The sequence below is a fragment of the Micromonospora sp. CNZ309 genome (genome assembly GCF_002846525.1).
In genome coordinates, this window is record NZ_PJNG01000001.1 from 3,668,713 (window position 1) to 3,687,500 (window position 18,788).

An 18,788-nucleotide genomic window follows, 5' to 3' on the forward strand; every position below is an offset into this window, starting at 1 on the left:
AGTTGTCGCCGGCGACACGCCGTCGCGGTGGCGACAACCTCATGATCGACGCAATGGGGGCCCGGGGTTGGGTGGGGGTCCGGGTCGGGTCAGGGCTGGGCGGGGGTGGGCAGCTTCAGGCCGTTGACCGGGGTCAGCGGGAGCAGCTTCTTCCCCGTCGGGCCGATCTGGATCTCGGTGTCCATCGACGGGCAGACGCCGCAGTCGAAGCACGGGGTCCACCGGCAGTCGTCCTGCTCGTACTCGCTGAGCGAATCCTGCCAGTCCTGCCAGAGCCAGTCCTTGTCCAGGCCCGAGTCCAGGTGGTCCCAGGGCAGGACCTCCAGCTCGTCGCGCTGGCGGGTCGTGTACCAGTCGAGGTCGACCCCGAAGGCGGGCAGCACCTCGGCCGCCGCCTGCACCCAACGCTGGTAGGAGAAGTGCTCGCTCCAGCCGTCGAACCGGCCGCCGTTCTCCCAGACCCGGCGGATCACCGCGCCGACGCGGCGGTCACCCCGGCTGAGCAGGCCCTCGATCAGCGACGGCTCGCCGTCGTGGTAGCGGAAGCCGATCGCCCGGCCGAGCGAGCGGTCCGCGTTGATCGCCTGCTTGAGCATCCTGAGCCGGCCGTCGATGACCTCCGGCCGCTCCATCGGCGCCCACTGGAACGGGGTGTGCGGCTTCGGCACGAACCCGCCGATGGAGACCGTGCAGCGGATGTCCTTCGAGCCGGTGGCGGCCCGGCCGGCCCGGATGACCTCGTGGGCCATGTCCGCGATCTCGAGGACGTCGTCGTCGGTCTCGGTGGGCAGGCCGCACATGAAGTACAGCTTCACCTGCCGCCAGCCGTTCGTGTACGCGGTGACGACGGTGCGGATGAGGTCTTCCTTCGACACCATCTTGTTGATGACCTTGCGGATCCGCTCCGAGCCGCCCTCAGGGGCGAAGGTCAGGCCGGTACGCCGGCCGTTGCGGGACAGCTCCTGCGCGAGGTCGATGTTGAACGCGTCCACCCGGGTGGACGGCAGCGAGAGCGAGACGTTGGTGCCCTCGTACTGCTGGGCCAGGCCGGAGCACATGTCGCCGATCTCGGAGTGGTCCGCCGACGACAGCGACAGCAGGCCCACCTCGTGGAAGCCGGAGAACTCCAGCCCCTCGCGCACCATCTGCCCGACGGTGGTGATGGAGCGCTCCCGCACCGGCCGGGTGATCATGCCGGCCTGGCAGAACCGGCAGCCCCGCGTGCAGCCCCGGAAGATCTCCACCGCGTACCGCTCGTGCACGGTCTCCGCGAGCGGCACCAGGGGCTTCTTCGGGTACGGCCAGGCGTCCAGATCCATGGTCGTGCGCTTGTGCACCCGGAACGGCACGTCCGGCCGGTTCGGCACGACCCGCTGGATGCGGCCGTCGGGCAGGTAGTCCACGTCGTAGAAGCGCGGCACGTAGACGCTTTCGGTGCGGGCCAGGCGCAGCAGCAGCTCGTCTCGCCCGCCCGGGGAGCCCTCGGCCTTCCACTCCCGCACGATCCCGGTGATCTCCAGGACCGCCTCCTCGCCGTCGCCGAGCACGGCGGCGTCGACGAAGTCGGCGATCGGCTCCGGGTTGAACGCGGCGTGGCCGCCGGCCACGATCACCGGGTCGGCGTCGGTGCGGTCGGCGGCGAGCAGCGGGATGCCGGCCAGGTCGATCGCGGTGAGCAGGTTCGTGTAGCCCAGCTCGGTGGAGAAGGAGACGCCGAAGACGTCGAAGTCGCGTACCGAACGGTGCGCGTCGACGGTGAACTGCGGCACGCCGTGCGCGCGCATCAGCTTCTCCAGGTCCGGCCAGACCGCGTACGTCCGCTCGGCGAGCACGTCGGGCAGCTCGTTGAGCACCTCGTAGAGGATCTGCACGCCCTGGTTGGGCAGGCCGACCTCGTAGGCGTCGGGGTACATCAACGCCCAGCGCACGGCCGCCGCGTCCCAGTCCTTGACCACCGCGCCCAGCTCGCCACCGACGTACTGGATGGGCTTGGTCACCTGGGGCAGCAGCGGCTCCAGCCGGGGCCAGATCGAATTGGCCGCGGCGGGGCGCGGCGTGGTGGACGGGACGCTCATGATGCCCAAGGGTACGCGGCCCGGCGGCGGCCACCGCGCGCACGGCGGGCGTCGCGCGCCGCGACGGCGCGGCGGCCCCGCGACGCGTCCGCCCGGCCGCGTGCGGTGCCGGCGACGGCGGTGGCCGGGATCGCCCCGCTGGCGCGTCGGTACTAACCTCGGACCGGCGCGAGAGGAGATTGCCGCGATGCCGCAGCCGCAGCCGGGCACGGACCGGCCGGCCGACGGGAGCCCCCCGGGTCAGGACCAGGTTCAGGATCCGGCGGTCACCGAGGAGCCCCCGACCTCCCCCGCAGCACCCGCCCCCACCGGCGGCACGGGCCCGGAGGGCACCCGTGAGCTGCCCACCGACGACCCCGGGTCGACCGCGACCGCCGACGTCCCGCACGACGCGGACGCCGGGTCGCGGGGCTCCGGCGACGCCGGGCGGGGCACGGACGGCAGCGGGCCGAGGGACGCCGACGGCGCCGGGTCGGACGACACGCGCGCCGCCGCGCCCGAGCACCCGGCCGGTGTCGGCCCGGAGGGCACCCGGCTCCTGCCCGGCGACGGTCCGCCGGCCGTCGGCCCGCAGGGCACCCGGATGTTCCCCGCCGACGAGCAGCCGGCCGAGCCGCCCGCGCCCCGGTGGAGCGGTTCGGCGGCGGTCCCCCCGCCGAAGCCACGCAAGCGGGCCTGGGGCGAATCGGCCGTGCTCCCCCCGGTGCCGGCACCGGCGCCCCCGCCCCCGCCGGAGCAACCCGAGCACCTCACCCCGGTCGACCCGTGGGCGGGCGCGGACACCGGCGGGTGGGACCTGCCGCCACCCCCGCCGCCGACACCGACGCTGCCCTACCCCGTGGCGCCGTCGCCCCGGCCCCACTCCGGGCCGCCGGCCGCACCCGTGCACTCCCCCGCGCCGCCGGAGCCGCCGCGGCCCGCGCCGCCCCGGGTCGCCTACCCGGCCGCCGCGCCGCCGGCGTACCCCGTCTCGCCGCCGCCCGTGGCCTACCCCGTCTCGCCGCCGCCGGCCTCCCGGCCGCCGGCGCCCGCCCGTCCGGCGCCGCCCCCACCGACGCCGCCCGCGCCGCCCCAGCAGCGTCAGGCGTCCGCGCCGCCGGCCGGACCGCAGGCCCCCCAGGGGTACGCCCCGAAGCCCACCCGCAAGCGGCGCCGGTGGCCGTGGATCATGCTGCTCATGCTGGCCTGCTGCTGCGGCTGCCCGGCCTACTACGGCGTGCCGATGGCGTCGCAGTACCCGGCCGACGCCGCCCTGCCCGCCGAGGTGGCCGACCTGCGGCTGCGCGACGACAACACCAGCAAGGCGACCGCCAAGCAACTGGAGACGGAGGTGCGCAAGGCACACTGGCTGGCCGAGGACACCTTCGCCGGCGTCTACGCCACGCCCGCCGGCAAGCGGGTGACGGTCTTCGGCGGCACCGGCTTCCGGTTCACCCCCGAGTCCGACGCGGAGGACGAGATGACCCGCCTCACCGGGCAGTACTCCCTCGGCGAGGCACAGGTCGTCGACACCGGCGTACGCGGCCGCCACCAGCGCTGCGCGGTGGGCCGGGCCGATGGCCAGGACGTGGTGGTGTGCACCTCGGTCGACCACGGCAGCATCGCCACCGCGGTCTTCACCCGGCTCTCCCTCGACGACAGCGCCACCCTGCTCGGCACCCTGCGCGAGCAGGTGGTCACGACCAACCAGAAGTAGGGTCTTCGCGGCTCGACCGGCTCCACGCCGTCGACGCTGGAGCAGCGGCGCGGCTCGGCCGCCCCCCGTGACCGGCTCAGGCCGGGGTGTCACCGGGGGTGGCGGAGTGCGCGCGCGGCGGGGCGTAGCGTGGCACGTACTCCTGGCCGGTGAGCTTCTGGATCTCGGCCATGACCTCGTCGGTCATCTCGCGCAGCGACGTGCGGTCGTCCGGCCGGCCGGTGAAGTCGAGCGGCTTGCCGAACCGGATGGTGATCTTGGCGCGGCCAGGGCGGGGCACCCGGGTCCCGATGGGCTGGGCCTTGTCGGTGCCGGTCATGCCGACCGGGATGATCGGCACGCCGGCCGCCACCGCCAGCCGGGCCGCCCCGGTGCGCCCCCGGTAGAGCCGGCCGTCCGGCGACCGGGTCCCCTCCGGATAGACCGCGACCAGGTCGCCGGCCTTGAGCACCGGGATGGCGGCGTCGAACGCGGACAGCGCCGCGCGCCCGCCGGCCCGCTCGACCGGGATGGCGCCCAGGCCGGTGAGCACGTGCTTGGAGAGGGCGCCCTTCGGGCCGGTGCCCTTGAAGTACTCCGACTTCGCCCAGAACGCCAGGTGCCGGGGGACCACGGTGCCGAGGAACAGCTCGTCGGCGACCGAGAGGTGGTTGCCCGCGAAGATCGCACCCCCCGTGCCCGGAATGTGCTCCAACCCCTCCACGGTCGGACGGAAGGCCAGCCGGAGCGCGGGCGCCACGGTGAGCTTGCCGATGGTGTAGAGCAGGGGCACTGGTCCTCCGGCGGAGTGTGTGCGAACAGGCGGTGTCACGGTAACCGACGGGTCCACGCGGCGTCGTCGGGGTGGCGGGTCGACCGCCAGGTGAGCGGGCGTGTCGGGGCTGGTGGGGGGCGGTCCGGCGGACCGCCCCCCCCACCGCACGGACTCATACCCTGCGGACGGCCACCGTCACCCGTTCGCCCTCGCCGACCTCACCGGTGAAGCCGTCGACCCCGTCGGCGAAGTCGACGGAGTCGGCCAGCACCTCCCGGGCCACGAAGTCGGTGTACGCCGCCACCGCCGCGCGCACCTCCTCGCCGGCCGACAGCGCCACCACGACCCGGTCCGAGACGTCCAGGTCGGCGTCGCGGCGGGCCTGCTGCACCACCCGGACGACGTCGCGGGCCAGACCCTCGGCGGCCAGCTCGGGGGTGACCTCGGTGTCCAGCACGACCACGCCCTCCCCGCCGGGCAGCGGCGCGGAGTGCTCGGCGTCGGCGGCGACCAGGCGCAGCTCGTACTCGCCCTCGGCGAGGGTGACGCCGGCGGCGACCGGGGCGCCGTCGACCAGCTCCCACTGCCCCGCCTTGACCGCCTTGATGACCTGCTGCACCTGCTTGCCGACCCGGGGGCCGAGCGCGCGCGGCACCACGGTCAGCACCTGCTGGCAGTACGCCGACACCTCGTCGGTGAACTCCACCGCCTTCACGTTGACCTCGTCGGCGACCAGGTCGCCGAAGGGGCGCAGCTGCACCGCCACAGGCGAGGCGACGGTGAGCCTCGCCAGCGGCAGCCGCACCCGCAGGCCCTTGGCCTTGCGCAGCGACAACGCCGCCGAGCAGACCTCCCGGGTGGCGTCCATCGCGGCGACCAGCTCGTGGTCGGCCGGGAAGTCCTCCGCCGACGGCCAGTCGGTCAGGTGCACCGACCGCTCGCCGGTCAGGCCGCGCCAGATCTCCTCCGCCGTCAGCGGCGCCAGCGGCGCCACCACCCGGCACAGCGTCTCCAGCACCGTCCACAGGGTGTCGAACGCCTCCGCGTCACCGGACCAGAACCGGTCCCGGGACCGCCGGACGTACCAGTTGGTCAGCGCGTCCAGGTAGGACCGGACGGTGGCGCAGGCGCCCGAGATGTCGTACGCGTCCATCTGCTCCTGGACCGTCGACACCAGCTCGTTGGTCTTCGCCAGCACGTACCGGTCGAGCAGGTGGCCGGCGGCTGCGCCGCCCGTCGGCGCCGCGTCCGTCTTCCGCTTGGCCCGGTACCCGTCGGCGTTGGCGTAGAGCGAGAAGAAGTACCAGACGTTCCACAGCGGCAGCAGCACCTGGCGCACCGAGTCGCGGATGTTCCCCTCGGTCACCGCCATGTCCCCGCCGCGCAGCACCGGCGAGGACATCAGCATCCAGCGCATCGCGTCCGAACCGTACGAGTCGAACACGTGGTAGACGTCCGGGTAGTTGCGCAGGCTCTTGGACATCTTGCGCCCGTCGGAGCCGAGCAGGATGCCGTGGCTCAGGCAGTTGCGGAACGCCGGCCGGTCGAACAGCGCGGTGGCCAGCACGTGCATGGTGTAGAACCAGCCGCGGGTCTGGCCGATGTACTCCACGATGAAGTCGCCCGGGTAGTGGTGCTCGAACCACTCGCGGTTCTCGAACGGGTAGTGCACCTGGGCGAACGGCATCGAGCCGGACTCGAACCAGCAGTCCAGCACCTCCGGCACCCGGCGCATCGTCGACTTCCCCGTCGGGTCGTCCGGGTTGGGGCGGACCAGCTCGTCCACCGCCGGCCGGTGCAGGTCGCCCAGGCGTACGCCGAAGTCCCGCTCGATCTCCGCCAGCGAGCCGTAGACGTCGACCCGCGGGTGGTTGGGGTCGTCGGACTTCCACACCGGGATCGGCGAGCCCCAGAACCGGTTCCGGCTGATCGACCAGTCGCGGGCGTTGGCCAGCCACTTGCCGAACGAGCCGTCCTTGATGTGCCCCGGCGTCCAGTTGATCTGCTGGTTGAGCTCGACCATCCGGTCCTTGAACTGCGTCACCGCGACGAACCACGACGACACCGCCTTGTAGACCAGCGGGGTGTCGCAGCGCCAGCAGTGCGGGTAGGAGTGGGTGTAGGTGTCCTGCTTGAGCACCACCCCCCGCTCCTTCAGCTCCCGGATCACCGGCTTGTTGACGTCGAAGACCTGCTCACCCTCGTACGGCGGCACCAGCGCGGTGAACCGGGTGTGGTCGTCCACCGTGACGATGGTGGGGATGCCGGCCGCGTTGCAGACGTTCTGGTCGTCCTCGCCGAAGGCCGGAGCCAGGTGGACGATCCCGGTGCCGTCCTCGGTGGTGACGAACTCCGCGCCGAGCACCTGGTAGGCGTTCGGGCCCGCCTGCTCGACGAGGAAGTCGAACAGCGGGGTGTAGCGGCGCCCGACCAGGTCCCGGCCGGAGACGGTGCCGACCTGCTCGTAGCCCTCCAGCTCCTTGGCGTACGCGGCCAGCCGCGCCGCCCCGACGACGTGGCGCTGCCCGTCGCGCTCCAGCACCGCGTACTCGATGTCGGGGCCGACGGCGAGCGCGAGGTTGGACGGCAGGGTCCACGGCGTGGTGGTCCAGACGCCGAGGCGTACCGGCCCGCGTACCAGCTCCGGCGCGTCCTCGTCGGGGGTGAGCGCGAACCACACCGACAGCGTCGGGTCGTGCCGGTCCCGGTAGACGTCGTCCATCCGGGTCTCGGTGTTCGACAGCGGCGTCTCGCACCGCCAGCAGTACGCCAGCACCCGGAAGCCCTCGTAGACCAGGCCCTTGTCGTGCAGGGTCTTGAAGGCCCACATGACGCTTTCCATGTAGTCCAGGTCGAGGGTCTTGTAGTCGTTGGCGAAGTCGACCCAGCGGGCCTGGCGCGTGACGTAGCGCTCCCAGTCGTGGGTGAACTCCAGCACGGAGCTGCGGCACGCCTCGTTGAACCGGGCCACGCCGAGGTCGAGGATCTCCGCCTTGCTGGTGATGCCGAGCTGCTTCTCGGCGACCACCTCGGCGGGCAGGCCGTGGCAGTCCCAGCCGAAGCGCCGCTCGACCCGGCGACCGCGCATCGTCTGGTAGCGCGGCACCACGTCCTTGACGTAGCCGGTGAAGAGGTGCCCGTAGTGCGGCAGGCCGTTGGCGAACGGCGGGCCGTCGTAGAAGACGTACTCGTTGTCGGCGTCGCCTGCGACGCCGCCTCCGGCTGCGTCCGTGGTCTCCGGTCGCCGGCCGGAGGCCGGCCTGGCCTCGACCGAGGCCTCGAAGGTCTTGTCGGCCGTCCAGTGCTCCAGGACCCGGCGCTCGACCGCGGGCAGGTCCGGGCTCGCCGGGACGCCGGCGGCGGTCGGGTCGTGCAACGGATAGGCCATCGCGGGTCGTTCTCCTCGCAGCTCACTGGTCATGTGGTCTGCGAGGACGAGCCTTCTCGGACGCGCCTCGACGGCGCCCCCGGGCAGGCCCGCGGTACCACCCCGCTTGACGGTCAGGATCGACCGCCCGCTCGTTGGCCGGCTGTGACGGGCCGGACCCGTCCGGTTCTACTGGGCCGGCGTCAGCCGGCTGTTCTTCCGGAGGCTCACCGGTGATGGCCGGGTCATCGCCTTACGACCGCCAAGGTTACCCGACCACCCCGAAAGATCGCCGCCGAGTAAACCCGCCCGGGCGGGGTCGGGATCTGCCCCGACGCCGTCCGGCAGGCCCACGAGGTCCGCCGGCGGCTCGGGGCAGCTCCGTCGCGGCCGGTTCCGCCGCTGGGCTCTCCTGGCCGTCCGGCGGAGCCGACCCGCCGCCGAACGGCGTGACCGGGCTCACGTCCGCCGCTGTCACGCCGCGCCTGGGCGCGCCGTCGTGTGGGTGTCGAGACAGACCGGACCGAGGAGGGCCGTCATGCAACGGATCAACGTGGCCGAGGTGGCACCGCAGGCGTACCAGGCCGTGCTGGGGCTGGAGAAGTACGTCCGGGCGAACGTCGGGCACACCGTGCTGGAGCTGGTGAAGCTGCGGGCGTCGATGCTGAACGGCTGCGCGTTCTGCGTCGACATGCACAGCCGGGACGCGCTCGCGGCGGGCGAGTCGGACCGGCGGCTCTTCGCCGTCGCCGCGTGGCGGGAGGCGCCCTTCTTCGACGAGCGGGAGCGGACCGCGCTGGCGCTCACCGACGCGGTGACCCGGCTCGGCGAGCACGGCGTGCCCGACGACGTCTGGGACGCGGCGGCGAAGGTGTGGCCGGAGAAGGAACTCGCGGACCTGCTGATGGCGATCGCCACCATCAACGTGTGGAACCGCATCGCCGTGACCTGCCGCACCGAACTGCCCGCGGAGGCGTGACGGTCACCGACGCGACGCCGACGGCCGGTGCGCGACGCGCACCGGCCGGTGCGCGACGCGCACCGGCCGGTGCCGCGCTCCCGGGTGGATCAGCCCAGCTCGGGGAACCAGAGCGCGATCTCGCGCTTGGCGCTGTCGGGCGAGTCGGAGGCGTGCACCAGGTTCTCCCGGTTGGACAGGGAGAGGTCGCCGCGGATCGTGCCGGCAGCGGCCTTGCGGCCGTCGGTCGCGCCGATCATGCCGCGTACGACCTCGATCACCTGGTCGCCGGAGAGCACCAGCGCCACCAGCGGGCCACCGGTCATGAAGTCCTTCAGCGGCGGGTAGAACGGCTTGTCCACGTGCTCGGCGTAGTGCTGGTCGGCGAAGTCGCCGTCCAGCGTGCGCGCCTGCATGGCGTCGATCCGCAGCCCCTTGCGCTCGAAACGGGAGATCACCTCGCCGACCAGCCCACGGCGGACCGCGTCGGGCTTGATCAGTACGAGGGTGCGCTCATCGGGGCTGCTGCTGGACACGCTGGGTTCCTCCTGTGCGCACAAGACGGTCGGGCTGGGTACGGTCAGCCTAGCGACCCGGTCCCGGCGCCGGCGCGGCGGTCGGTCCTTCCTCCGGCGGCCGATCCGGCCTAGCCTGGCCCTTGACCCTCGGGAGGTCCACTGTGGCGAATGGCGGGAACCGACCCATCGCGCCGGTACGCAAGCTGATCGCCGCGGTGCTGGGCACCGTGGCCACCTTCGTCGTCCTCTTCGGCCTCGGCATGACCAGCTGGGCGATCGTGGCGCTGGGGGTCGCCCTGCTGGTGCTGGCCATCGCGCTGGCCACGGTGCGCGGGGGCGGGCGCACCTGGGTGGTCGGCGAGGGCCACGTGCACAGCGCCTCCGAGCCGCCCACCCAGTACGCCTTCGGCCGCTGCGAGCTCCAGCTCGTGATCGACGCCCCGGGGCTGCCGCCCCGGTCCAAGAAGATCATCGAGCCGCGGGTGCCGGTGGCGAAGTGGCCCTCGCTGGGCCAGACGCTGCCGATCCGGGTGGCCCTGGACGACCAGCGGCACGTCCGGGTGCTCTGGGACGACGTGCCCACCCACGCCGAGACCGCCGCCGCCGCCGTCGCGGCCGACCTGCCGCCGGAGTACGCGGGCGCCGAGCCGCTGGACGACGTGCTGATCCAGCAGGAGGCCCCGCCGTGGGCGGACCGGGCGCCGGACGACGACTTGCGGGACGACTTCCGCGGCGACTTCCGGGAGGACTTCCGCGACGACTTCCGGCCCCCGGCCGGCGATCCCCTGGGTGACCCCGTCGGGGACCCGCTGGGCGACCCGCTCGGCGACGACCGGGGCAGGCAGCCCGAGGAGCGCGAGCCCGTCGTGGTGCACCAGCGCCCGGGTGGGCCGGTCGTGCTGGAGGGCACGCTCGTCGAGCAGCCCGCCGCCGGCACCCTGCCGCGCCGGGCCACCCCGACGCCCCGCCCGCCCGCCGAGGAGCGGTTCGACACACCCAGGGAGCGCCTCGACCCGCCCCCGCCGGCGGACCCGATCGACCTGCCCCTGGACGATCCCGCCCCGCCACGCGACCGGGTCCGCGACCAGCGGATCAGCCCGGAGGAACTGGACGAGGCGATCTTCGGCCCCGGGCCGGCGACCGGCGCCGACGACGGGGAGACCGCCGCCGGCGACGAGTTCGGGGCGCCGATCGCCGGGGTGGGCCTGACCCTGCTGGTCACCGACCTGCCCCGCTCGCTCGACTTCTACCGGGACCTGGGCTTCGCCGAGGTCGACCGGGGTTCGGGCAACGCGGTCCTCTCCTCGGGCACGACCCGCCTGGTGCTGCGGGAGGTGACCGAGGCGGCGCCGATCAGCCGCCGCCTGGTGCACGTCAACCTCGAGGTCGACGACATCGGCTCCGCCTACGAGCGGCTGCGCGGGACGGGCGTCCGGTTCACGTACGCCCCCCGGGTGGTCAACCGGGGCACGAAGCTGGAGGTGTGGGCGGCGGCGTTCCGCGACCCGGACGGCCACGGCATCGCCCTGACCCAGTGGCGGGAACGCGCCGAGGCCTGACCCGTCAGCCCAGGATGACCCGGCGCACGTGCAGGGCGTACGCCCACACCAGGGCGAAGACGACGCCCAGCACGAACAGCGACCAGTGCAGCAGGCCGGCCAGCATCAGCAGCCCCTGAAGGACGGTGCCGGCGTGCCAGGCCCACGGCCGGCGCATCATGCCGGCCAACAGCACCGCCGCCACGGCCAGCGCCACGACCACCCCGATCGCCGCGCCACCCAGGTCGCCGCCGACGACCCGGATGGGCTGGATGGCCAGCACCAGCACCAGCGCTTCCAGGCTCAGCGTGCCGGCGCCGAGGCCACGGACCGCCCGCTCCGGGTTCCGCAGCCCGGAGCGTCGCGGCGGCCGCCCGCCGGGGGTGCCGCCCGGCCGGTGCGGCCCGCTCATCGCTTCAGCAGCCGGCGGGCGTCGGCCACGGTCACCACCGATCCGGTGACCAGCACCCCGACCCCGCTCAGCTCCCCCGGTACGTCCTCCTCGGCCAGCGCCACCGCCGCCTCGATCGCGTCCGGCATCTCCTCGGCCACCTCCACCCGGTCGGGCCCGAAGACCTCGGCCGCCAGCGCGGCCAGCTCATCGGCCGGGAGCGCCCGGGGCGAGCTGTTGCGGGTCACCACGACCTGGTCGACCACCGGCTCCAACAGTTCCAGCAGGCTGGCCGCGTCCTTGTCCGCGAGGACGCCGACCACGGCGACGAGCTTGCTGAACGCGAACTCCTCCTGGAGGGCCGTCACCGTGGCGGCCATCCCGTGCGGGTTGTGCGCCCCGTCGAGCAGGATGGTGGGCGCGCTGCGTACGCGCTCCAGCCGCCCCGGCGAGCTGGCGGTGGCGAAGCCCTCCCGGACCGCCTCGACGTCGAGCTGCCGCTTCGCCCCGGCGCCGAGGAACGCCTCGACCGCCGCCAGCGCCACCGCCGCGTTCTGCGCCTGGTGGGCGCCGTGCAGCGGGATGAACACCTCCTCGTAGACGCCGCCGAGGCCCTGGAGGGTGAGCACCTGCCCGCCGACGGCGACCGCCCGCCGCAGCGCCCCGAACTCGGCGCCCTCCCGGGCGATGGTCGCGCCGACCTCGGCGCAGCGCTCCAGGATCGGCCCGGCGGCCTCCTCCTCCTGGGCCGCCGAGATCACCGTCGCGCCCTTGTGGATGATCCCCGCCTTGGCCAGCGCGATGTCCTGGATGGTGTCGCCCAGCCACTCGGTGTGGTCCAGCCCGACCGGGGTGAGCACGCACACCCCGGCCTGGATCACGTTGGTCGCGTCCTCGGCCCCGCCCAGGCCCACCTCGACCACCGCCACGTCCACCGGGGCGTCGGCGAACGTGGCGAAGGCCAGCGCGGTGGTCATGTCGAAGTACGTCAGCGGCTCCGCCGAACGCTCGTCGACCAGCCGGGCCAGCGGCTCGATCTCCCGGTACGTGGCGACGAACCGCCCCTCGTCCACCGGCTCGCCGTCCAGGCTGATCCGCTCCCGGACGCTCTCCAGGTGCGGACTCGTGTAGCGGCCGGTGTGCAGCCCGAACGCCCGCAGCAGCGAGTCGATCATCCGGGCCGTCGACGTCTTGCCGTTGGTCCCGGTCAGGTGGATCGACGGGTACGCCCGCTGTGGGCTGCCGAGCAGGTCCAGCAGCGACTCGATCTTGTCCAGCTCGAAGGCCATGCGGGTGAAGCCGCGGCCGGCCAGCTCGGCCTCGACGGCGGCGAAATCGGTGCGGTCGGTCACGAGGGCAGCGCCTCCAGAGCGGCGTCGATGCGGACGAGGTCGGCCTCGGCGACGGCGAGCCGGTCGCGGATCTTGGCGACCACCGGCTCCGGCGCCTTGTCGACGAACGCCGGGTTGCCGAGCTTCGCCCGCGCCTGCGCGGCCTCCTTCTCGGCGGCCGCCCGGTCCTTGGTCAGCCGGGCCCGCTCGGCGGCCACGTCGATCGTCCCCCGGGTGTCCAGGGCGACGCTCACCTCGCCGGGCATGGCGAGCGTCGCGCTGGCCTGGAAGTCGTCGCCGGCCGCGTCGAGGCGCACCAGCGACCGGATCAGCGGCTCGTGCGCGGCGATGCCGGCGGCGGCCAGGCCGTCGAGCCGCGCGGCGACCCGCTGCGTCGGGCGCAGCCCCTGGTCCGAGCGGAACCGCCGGATCTCGGTGACGACCCGCTGGAGGGTGCCGACCTCGACCTCCGCGGCGTCGTCGACTCCGGTACGGTCGGCCACCGGCCAGGCGGCAGTCATGACCGTCTCGCCGCCGGTGAGGGCGGTCCACAACTCCTCGGTGACGAACGGGATGACCGGGTGCAGCAGCCGCAGCAGCTGGTCCAGCACGTGCCCGAGCACCCGGCGGGTCGCCTCGGCGGCCGGACCGCCCTCGGCGAGCACCGGCTTGGTCAGCTCCACGTACCAGTCGCAGACGTCGTCCCAGGCGAAGTGGTAGAGCAGGTCGCAGACCTTCGCGAACTCGTACGCCTCGAACTGCTCGTCGACCTCGGCGGTGACGTGCGCCAGCCGGGACAGGATCCACCGGTCGACCGTCGAGAGCGTCTCGGCCGCCGGCAGCGGCCCCTCGGTGTGCGCGCCGTTGAGCAGCGCGAACCGGGTGGCGTTCCACAGCTTGTTGCAGAAGTTGCGCGAGCCCTGGCACCACTCCTCGCTGACCGGCACGTCCCCGCCGGGGTTGGCACCCCGGGCGAGGGTGAACCGGGTGGCGTCGGCGCCGTAGCGGTCGATCCAGTCCAGCGGGTCGACCACGTTGCCGAACGACTTCGACATCTTCTTGCCGAACTGGTCGCGGACCATGCCGTGCAGGGCAACCGTGTCGAACGGCTGCCGGCCGTCCATCGCGTACAGGCCGAACATCATCATCCGGGCGACCCAGAAGAAGAGGATGTCGTAGCCGGTCACCAGGACGCTGGTGGGGTAGAACTTCGCCAGGTCGGGGGTCTGCTCCGGCCAACCGAGGGTGGAGAACGGCCACAGACCGCTGGAGAACCAGGTGTCCAGCACGTCCTCGTCCTGGTGCCAACCCGCGCCGGTCGGCGGCTGCTCGTCCGGGCCGACGCAGACGATCTCGCCGCCCGGGCCGTACCAGACGGGGATGCGGTGGCCCCACCAGAGCTGGCGGGAGATGCACCAGTCGTGCATGTTGTCGACCCAGGCGAAGTACCGCTTGGCCAGCTCCGCCGGCTCGATCTTCACCCGGCCGTCGCGCACCGCGTCGCCGGCTGCCTTGGCCAGCGGGGCGGTGTCGACGAACCACTGGAGCGACAGCCTCGGCTCGACGGTCGTCTTGCACCGGGAGCAGTGCCCCACCGCGTGCACGTACGGCCGCTTCTCGGCGACGATCCGGCCCTGCTCGCGCAGCGCGGCGACGATCGCGGGGCGGGCCTCGTACCGGTCCAGGCCCTGGAACGGGCCGGGCGCGGTGATGACGCCCCGCTCGTCCATGATCGTCAGCGAGGGCAGGTCGTGCCGCTGGCCGATCTCGAAGTCGTTCGGGTCGTGCGCGGGAGTCACCTTGACCATGCCGGTGCCGAAGCTCGGGTCGACGTGCTCGTCGGCCACGATCGGGATCCGCCGGTCGGTCAGCGGCACGCCCACCTCGGTGCCGATCAGGTGCCGGTAGCGCTCGTCGTCGGGGTGGACGGCGACAGCGGTGTCGCCGAGCATCGTCTCGGCCCGCGTGGTGGCGACCACGACGTCGTCGCTGTAGCGGATCGAGATCAGCTCGCCGTCGTCGTCGGTGTGCTCCACCTCGATGTCGGACAGCGCGGTCAGGCAGCGCGGGCACCAGTTGATGATCCGGTTGGCCCGGTAGATCAGCCCGTCGTCGAAGAGCTTCTTGAACATGGTCTGGACGGCCCGGGACAGGCCCTCGTCCATGGTGAAGCGCTCACGGTCCCAGTCGACGGAGTCGCCGAGGCGGCGCATCTGGCCAAGGATCGCGCCGCCGGACTCCGCCTTCCACCGCCACACCCGCTCGACGAACTTCTCGCGGCCCAGGTCGTGGCGGGACAGGCCCTCGCCGGCGAGCTGCCGCTCGACCAGGTTCTGGGTGGCGATGCCGGCGTGGTCCATGCCGGGCAGCCAGAGCGCCTCGTGGCCCTGCATCCGCTTGCGGCGGGTCAGCGCGTCCATCAGCGTGTGCTCGAACGCGTGGCCCATGTGCAGGGACCCGGTGACGTTGGGCGGCGGGATGACGATGGTGAAGGGGGGCTTGTCGCTGTCCGCCGACGCCCGGAAGTGTCCGGCGGCTACCCACTGCTCGTACCGTCGCTGCTCTACCTCGCCGGGCTGGTACTGGCCGGCAAGGGCGGGGGCGTCGGGGCGTCGGGCATCCAGTCTCTCGGTCACCCTGAAAGTCTACGGAGCGCTTCCCGGGACCCGACGTGCGCCACCTGCTGTTCGCGTACGGTGTCGGCTATGTCCGACGCACACCTCACCGAGCGCCCGGCCGCCGACGGGCCCGAGCCGATCGACCTGACCGACGAGCCCATCCAGCTCAGCAACCGGGACCCGGAGAGCGCCCCGGAGCGGCGGGGGACGTGGTCGAGGCGTCGGCGGGTGGCGTGGGCCGTGGCGGCGCTGGTCGGACTCGCGGGAGCCGCCGTGCTCGGTACGGCCGGCATGCGGATCGCCCAGCAGAAGGACGCCGATCTGGCCACCCCCGACCGGGTGGCGGGCCTCGTACGGGACGACAGCGACCGGGCCCGCAGCACGTCCGACTACCTGCGCAGCGGATTCGCCGCCGACATCGACCTGGACAGCAGCTTCGGCATTGTCTACCGCGACCCGGCCGACGAGAAGCGCTCGGTGCTCGTCTTCGGCGGTACGACCCTGCTCTGGCAGCCGGAACGGGACCTGGACAGCCTCTTCAAGCTGCTCACCGACGAGACCGGCAAGGTGACGGGGTTGCGCAAGGTGCCGGCCGGCCGCCTCGGCGGCGTGATGAAGTGCGGCACCACCAGCGGCGACGGCGGCGACTTCGCGGTCTGCGGGTGGGCCGACCACGGCAGCGTGGTGATGGCGATCCTGCCGGGCCGCGCCGTCGAGGACGCCGGCCGGCTGTTCCGCTCGATCCGCGAGGAGATCCAGACCCGCGGCTGACGCCTCCCGGCGCCTGCCGCACACCGCTCGGAATCGAGCGGTCGCCGCCATCGCCGAAAGCACCGGTTCACCGCTGTCACTCAACGAGTGCCGGCCGACGTCCGAGACCGGGTCGCGTTCCCTGAACGGCGCCCGCGCCCTGCTCCTCGCCGTGCCGGTAGCCCGACGCATTGGCCCGATGGGACACCGGATACCCGGGAGACCGGGCGGGATGGCCGCGCCAGGCGTGCGCTGCCGGCAGCCCAGCAGGCAAACGCCTGCGCACATGATCCGTGCACCCCGCCGTCCGGGAAAGGGTGCCCAACGCAGTTCAGGGCCACCCCGAAGGGTGACCCTGAACCGAAAAATTGTCCGGCGGCGTCCTACTCTCCCACACCCTCCCGAGTGCAGTACCATCGGCGCTGGAGGGCTTAGCTTCCGGGTTCGGAATGTAACCGGGCGTTTCCCCTCCGCCATGACCGCCGTAACTCTATCGACATATCAAACAACACCACACACCGCGTGGTCTGTTGTTCGTTTATCGAGAGTTGCACAGTGGACGCGTAGCAGCTTAGTAGTCAAGTCCTCGGCCTATTAGTACCGGTCAACTGAACCCGTTACCGGGCTTACATTTCCGGCCTATCAACCCAGTCGTCTAGCTGGGGGCCTTACCCCCACAAAGTGGGGTGGGATACCTCATCTTGAAGCGAGCTTCCCGCTTAGATGCTTTCAGCGGTTATCCCTTCCGAACGTAGCTAACCAGCCGTGCCCCTGGCGGGACAACTGGCACACCAGAGGTTCGTCCGTCCCGGTCCTCTCGTACTAGGGACAGCCCTTCTCAAGTATCCTACGCGCACGGCGGATAGGGACCGAACTGTCTCACGACGTTCTAAACCCAGCTCGCGTACCGCTTTAATGGGCGAACAGCCCAACCCTTGGGACCTGCTACAGCCCCAGGATGCGACGAGCCGACATCGAGGTGCCAAACCATCCCGTCGATATGGACTCTTGGGGAAGATCAGCCTGTTATCCCCGGGGTACCTTTTATCCGTTGAGCGACACCGCTTCCACTCGCAAGTGCCGGATCACTAGTCCCGACTTTCGTCCCTGCTCGACCTGTCAGTCTCACAGTCAAGCTCCCTTGTGTACTTGCACTCAACACCTGATTGCCAACCAGGCTGAGGGAACCTTTGGGCGCCTCCGTTACCCTTTAGGAGGCAACCGCCCCAGTTAAACTACCCACCAGACACTGTCCCTGAACCGGATAACGGTCCGAAGTTAGATACCCAAATCAACCAGAGTGGTATTTCAAGATTGCCTCCACCCATACTGGCGTATGGACTTCACCGGCTCCCACCTATCCTACACAAGCTAACTCAGATACCAATGTCAAGCTATAGTAAAGGTCCCGGGGTCTTTCCGTCCTGCCGCGCGTAACGAGCATCTTTACTCGTAATGCAATTTCGCCGGGCCTGTGGTTGAGACAGTGGGGAAGTCGTTACGCCATTCGTGCAGGTCGGAACTTACCCGACAAGGAATTTCGCTACCTTAGGATGGTTATAGTTACCACCGCCGTTTACTGGCGCTTAAGTTCTCCGCTTCGCCCCGAAGAGCTAACAGGTCCCCTTAACGTTCCAGCACCGGGCAGGCGTCAGTCCATATACATCGAATTACTTCTTCGCATGGACCTGTGTTTTTAGTAAACAGTCGCTTCCCCCTGCTCTCTGCGGCCATACAACGCTCCACCCGCGCGGGGCTTCACGTCTCCGGCCCCCCTTCTCCCTAAGTTACGGGGGCAATTTGCCGAGTTCCTTAACCACAGTTCGCCCGATCGCCTCGGTATTCTCTACCTGACCACCTGTGTCGGTTTGGGGTACGGGCCGCTAAGAACTCGCTAGAGGCTTTTCTCGGCAGCATAGGATCACTGACTTCACCTGAATCGGCTCGGCATCACGTCTCAGCCTTCATGTGTTGCGGATTTGCCTACAACACGGCCTACACGCTTACCCCGGCACAACCACCGGCCGGGCTCAGCTACCTTCCTGCGTCACCCCATCGCTTGACTACTACCCGCCAGGTTCCCACGCTCCCCCAGTTTGGTCCGAAGACCGCCCCAAGTTCGGATGGTTAGCACAACGAGGTTCATCAGGGACGCTCTTTCGCGGGTACGGGAATATCAACCCGTTGTCCATCGACTACGCCTCTCGGCCTCGCCTTAGGTCCCGACTCACCCAGGGCGGATTAGCCTGGCCCTGGAACCCTTGGTCATCCGGCGGAAGGGTTTCTCACCCTTCTTTCGCTACTCATGCCTGCATTCTCACTCGTGCCGCGTCCACAACTGGGTCACCCCGCTGCTTCACCCCCGGCACGACGCTCCCCTACCCATCCACACACCTGCACAACACATCAAGGCGCTGCAAGGTTAAAATGTGAATGCCACAGCTTCGGCGGTGTGCTTGAGCCCCGCTACATTGTCGGCGCGGAACCACTTGACCAGTGAGCTATTACGCACTCTTTAAAGGGTGGCTGCTTCTAAGCCAACCTCCTGGTTGTCTATGCGACCCCACATCCTTTTCCACTTAGCACACGCTTAGGGGCCTTAGCTGGTGATCTGGGCTGTTTCCCTCTCGACTACGAAGCTTATCCCCCGCAGTCTCACTGCCGCGCTCTCACTTACCGGCATTCGGAGTTTGGCTGATTTCGGTAAGCTTGTGGGCCCCCTAGACCATCCAGTGCTCTACCTCCGGCAAGAAACACGCGACGCTGCACCTAAATGCATTTCGGGGAGAACC

Annotated in this window: 11 protein-coding genes and 2 rRNA genes (1 of these 13 running past the window's edge); 4 read left to right on the forward strand and 9 right to left on the reverse strand. The window is 71.1% G+C overall.

From position 1 onward, the window contains the following. Positions 1–89: 89 nt before the first annotated feature. Positions 90–2,075 (reverse strand): TIGR03960 family B12-binding radical SAM protein, encoded by a 1,986-nt coding sequence (locus CLT72_RS15020; protein ID WP_101412396.1) that lies wholly within the window; start codon positions 2,073–2,075, stop codon positions 90–92. Between the two features lie 583 nt (positions 2,076–2,658). Between CLT72_RS15020 and CLT72_RS32830 the strand changes: the two genes are divergently transcribed. Further along, positions 2,659–3,771 carry a hypothetical protein gene (locus CLT72_RS32830; protein ID WP_486484379.1) on the forward strand — a complete coding sequence of 371 codons (1,113 nt, stop codon included), beginning with the start codon at positions 2,659–2,661 and terminating at the stop codon, positions 3,769–3,771. Between the two features lie 76 nt (positions 3,772–3,847). On the opposite strand, the gene CLT72_RS15030 is transcribed toward CLT72_RS32830, so the two are convergent. Both CLT72_RS15030 and ileS read right to left on the reverse strand, forming a co-directional pair. Next, complete coding sequence (locus CLT72_RS15030; protein WP_101412397.1) at positions 3,848–4,543, reverse strand: lysophospholipid acyltransferase family protein; 696 nt, start codon at positions 4,541–4,543, stop codon at positions 3,848–3,850. 154 nt (positions 4,544–4,697) lie between these two features. Next, the gene (gene ileS, locus CLT72_RS15035; RefSeq protein WP_101412398.1) at positions 4,698–7,913 is read right to left on the reverse strand and encodes an isoleucine--tRNA ligase; all 3,216 of its coding nucleotides are present in this window, start codon (positions 7,911–7,913) and stop codon (positions 4,698–4,700) included. Between the two features lie 517 nt (positions 7,914–8,430). Here ileS and CLT72_RS15040 point away from each other — a divergent pair. Next, positions 8,431–8,871: a carboxymuconolactone decarboxylase family protein gene (locus CLT72_RS15040; protein WP_101412399.1), complete on the forward strand. Its 441-nt coding sequence runs from the start codon at positions 8,431–8,433 to the stop codon at positions 8,869–8,871. Positions 8,872–8,960: 89 nt separating this feature from the next. On the opposite strand, the gene ndk is transcribed toward CLT72_RS15040, so the two are convergent. Continuing rightward, positions 8,961–9,386 carry a nucleoside-diphosphate kinase gene (gene ndk / locus CLT72_RS15045; protein WP_088998851.1) on the reverse strand — a complete coding sequence of 142 codons (426 nt, stop codon included), beginning with the start codon at positions 9,384–9,386 and terminating at the stop codon, positions 8,961–8,963. A 143-nt stretch (positions 9,387–9,529) separates the two neighbouring features. Here ndk and CLT72_RS15050 point away from each other — a divergent pair, with 143 nt between their 5' ends. Continuing rightward, positions 9,530–10,927 (forward strand): VOC family protein, encoded by a 1,398-nt coding sequence (locus tag CLT72_RS15050; protein ID WP_101412400.1) that lies wholly within the window; start codon positions 9,530–9,532, stop codon positions 10,925–10,927. A 4-nt stretch (positions 10,928–10,931) separates the two neighbouring features. Here CLT72_RS15050 and CLT72_RS15055 read toward each other — a convergent pair whose 3' ends face one another. From CLT72_RS15055 to CLT72_RS15065, 3 genes are read right to left on the reverse strand one after another with little or no spacing between them, the layout of a single operon-like run. Continuing rightward, complete coding sequence (locus tag CLT72_RS15055; RefSeq protein WP_101412401.1) at positions 10,932–11,318, reverse strand: DUF4233 domain-containing protein; 387 nt, start codon at positions 11,316–11,318, stop codon at positions 10,932–10,934. Further along, entirely contained in the window at positions 11,315–12,649 is a 1,335-nt protein-coding gene (locus CLT72_RS15060; protein ID WP_101412402.1) for a bifunctional folylpolyglutamate synthase/dihydrofolate synthase, read from the reverse strand. The genes CLT72_RS15055 and CLT72_RS15060 overlap by 4 nt, the downstream gene beginning before the upstream one ends. Next, complete coding sequence (locus CLT72_RS15065) at positions 12,646–15,264, reverse strand: valine--tRNA ligase (protein ID WP_101412403.1); 2,619 nt, start codon at positions 15,262–15,264, stop codon at positions 12,646–12,648. The genes CLT72_RS15060 and CLT72_RS15065 overlap by 4 nt, the downstream gene beginning before the upstream one ends. Positions 15,265–15,333: 69 nt before the next feature. On the opposite strand from CLT72_RS15065, the gene CLT72_RS15070 reads away from it, so the two are divergent. Then, on the forward strand, positions 15,334–16,017 hold the full coding sequence (locus tag CLT72_RS15070) for a hypothetical protein (RefSeq protein ID WP_101412404.1): 684 nt from the start codon (positions 15,334–15,336) through the stop codon (positions 16,015–16,017). Positions 16,018–16,366: 349 nt separating this feature from the next. Here CLT72_RS15070 and rrf read toward each other — a convergent pair. Beyond that, positions 16,367–16,483 (reverse strand): 5S ribosomal RNA (gene rrf / locus CLT72_RS15075). 87 nt (positions 16,484–16,570) lie between these two features. Further along, positions 16,571–18,788 (reverse strand): 23S ribosomal RNA (locus tag CLT72_RS15080) (it continues 892 nt past the right edge of the window).

Bases quoted from the DNA above. Each gene is read 5' to 3' on its own strand.
- CLT72_RS32830 (WP_486484379.1), top strand. From the start codon at position 2,659: ATGTTCCCCGCCGACGAGCAGCCGGCCGAGCCGCCCGCGCCCCGGTGG.
- CLT72_RS15040 (WP_101412399.1), top strand. From the start codon at position 8,431: ATGCAACGGATCAACGTGGCCGAGGTGGCACCGCAGGCGTACCAGGCC.
- CLT72_RS15020 (WP_101412396.1), bottom strand. From the start codon at position 2,075: ATGAGCGTCCCGTCCACCACGCCGCGCCCCGCCGCGGCCAATTCGATC.
- CLT72_RS15055 (WP_101412401.1), bottom strand. From the start codon at position 11,318: ATGAGCGGGCCGCACCGGCCGGGCGGCACCCCCGGCGGGCGGCCGCCG.
- CLT72_RS15070 (WP_101412404.1), top strand. From the start codon at position 15,334: ATGTCCGACGCACACCTCACCGAGCGCCCGGCCGCCGACGGGCCCGAG.
- ileS (WP_101412398.1), bottom strand. From the start codon at position 7,913: ATGGCCTATCCGTTGCACGACCCGACCGCCGCCGGCGTCCCGGCGAGC.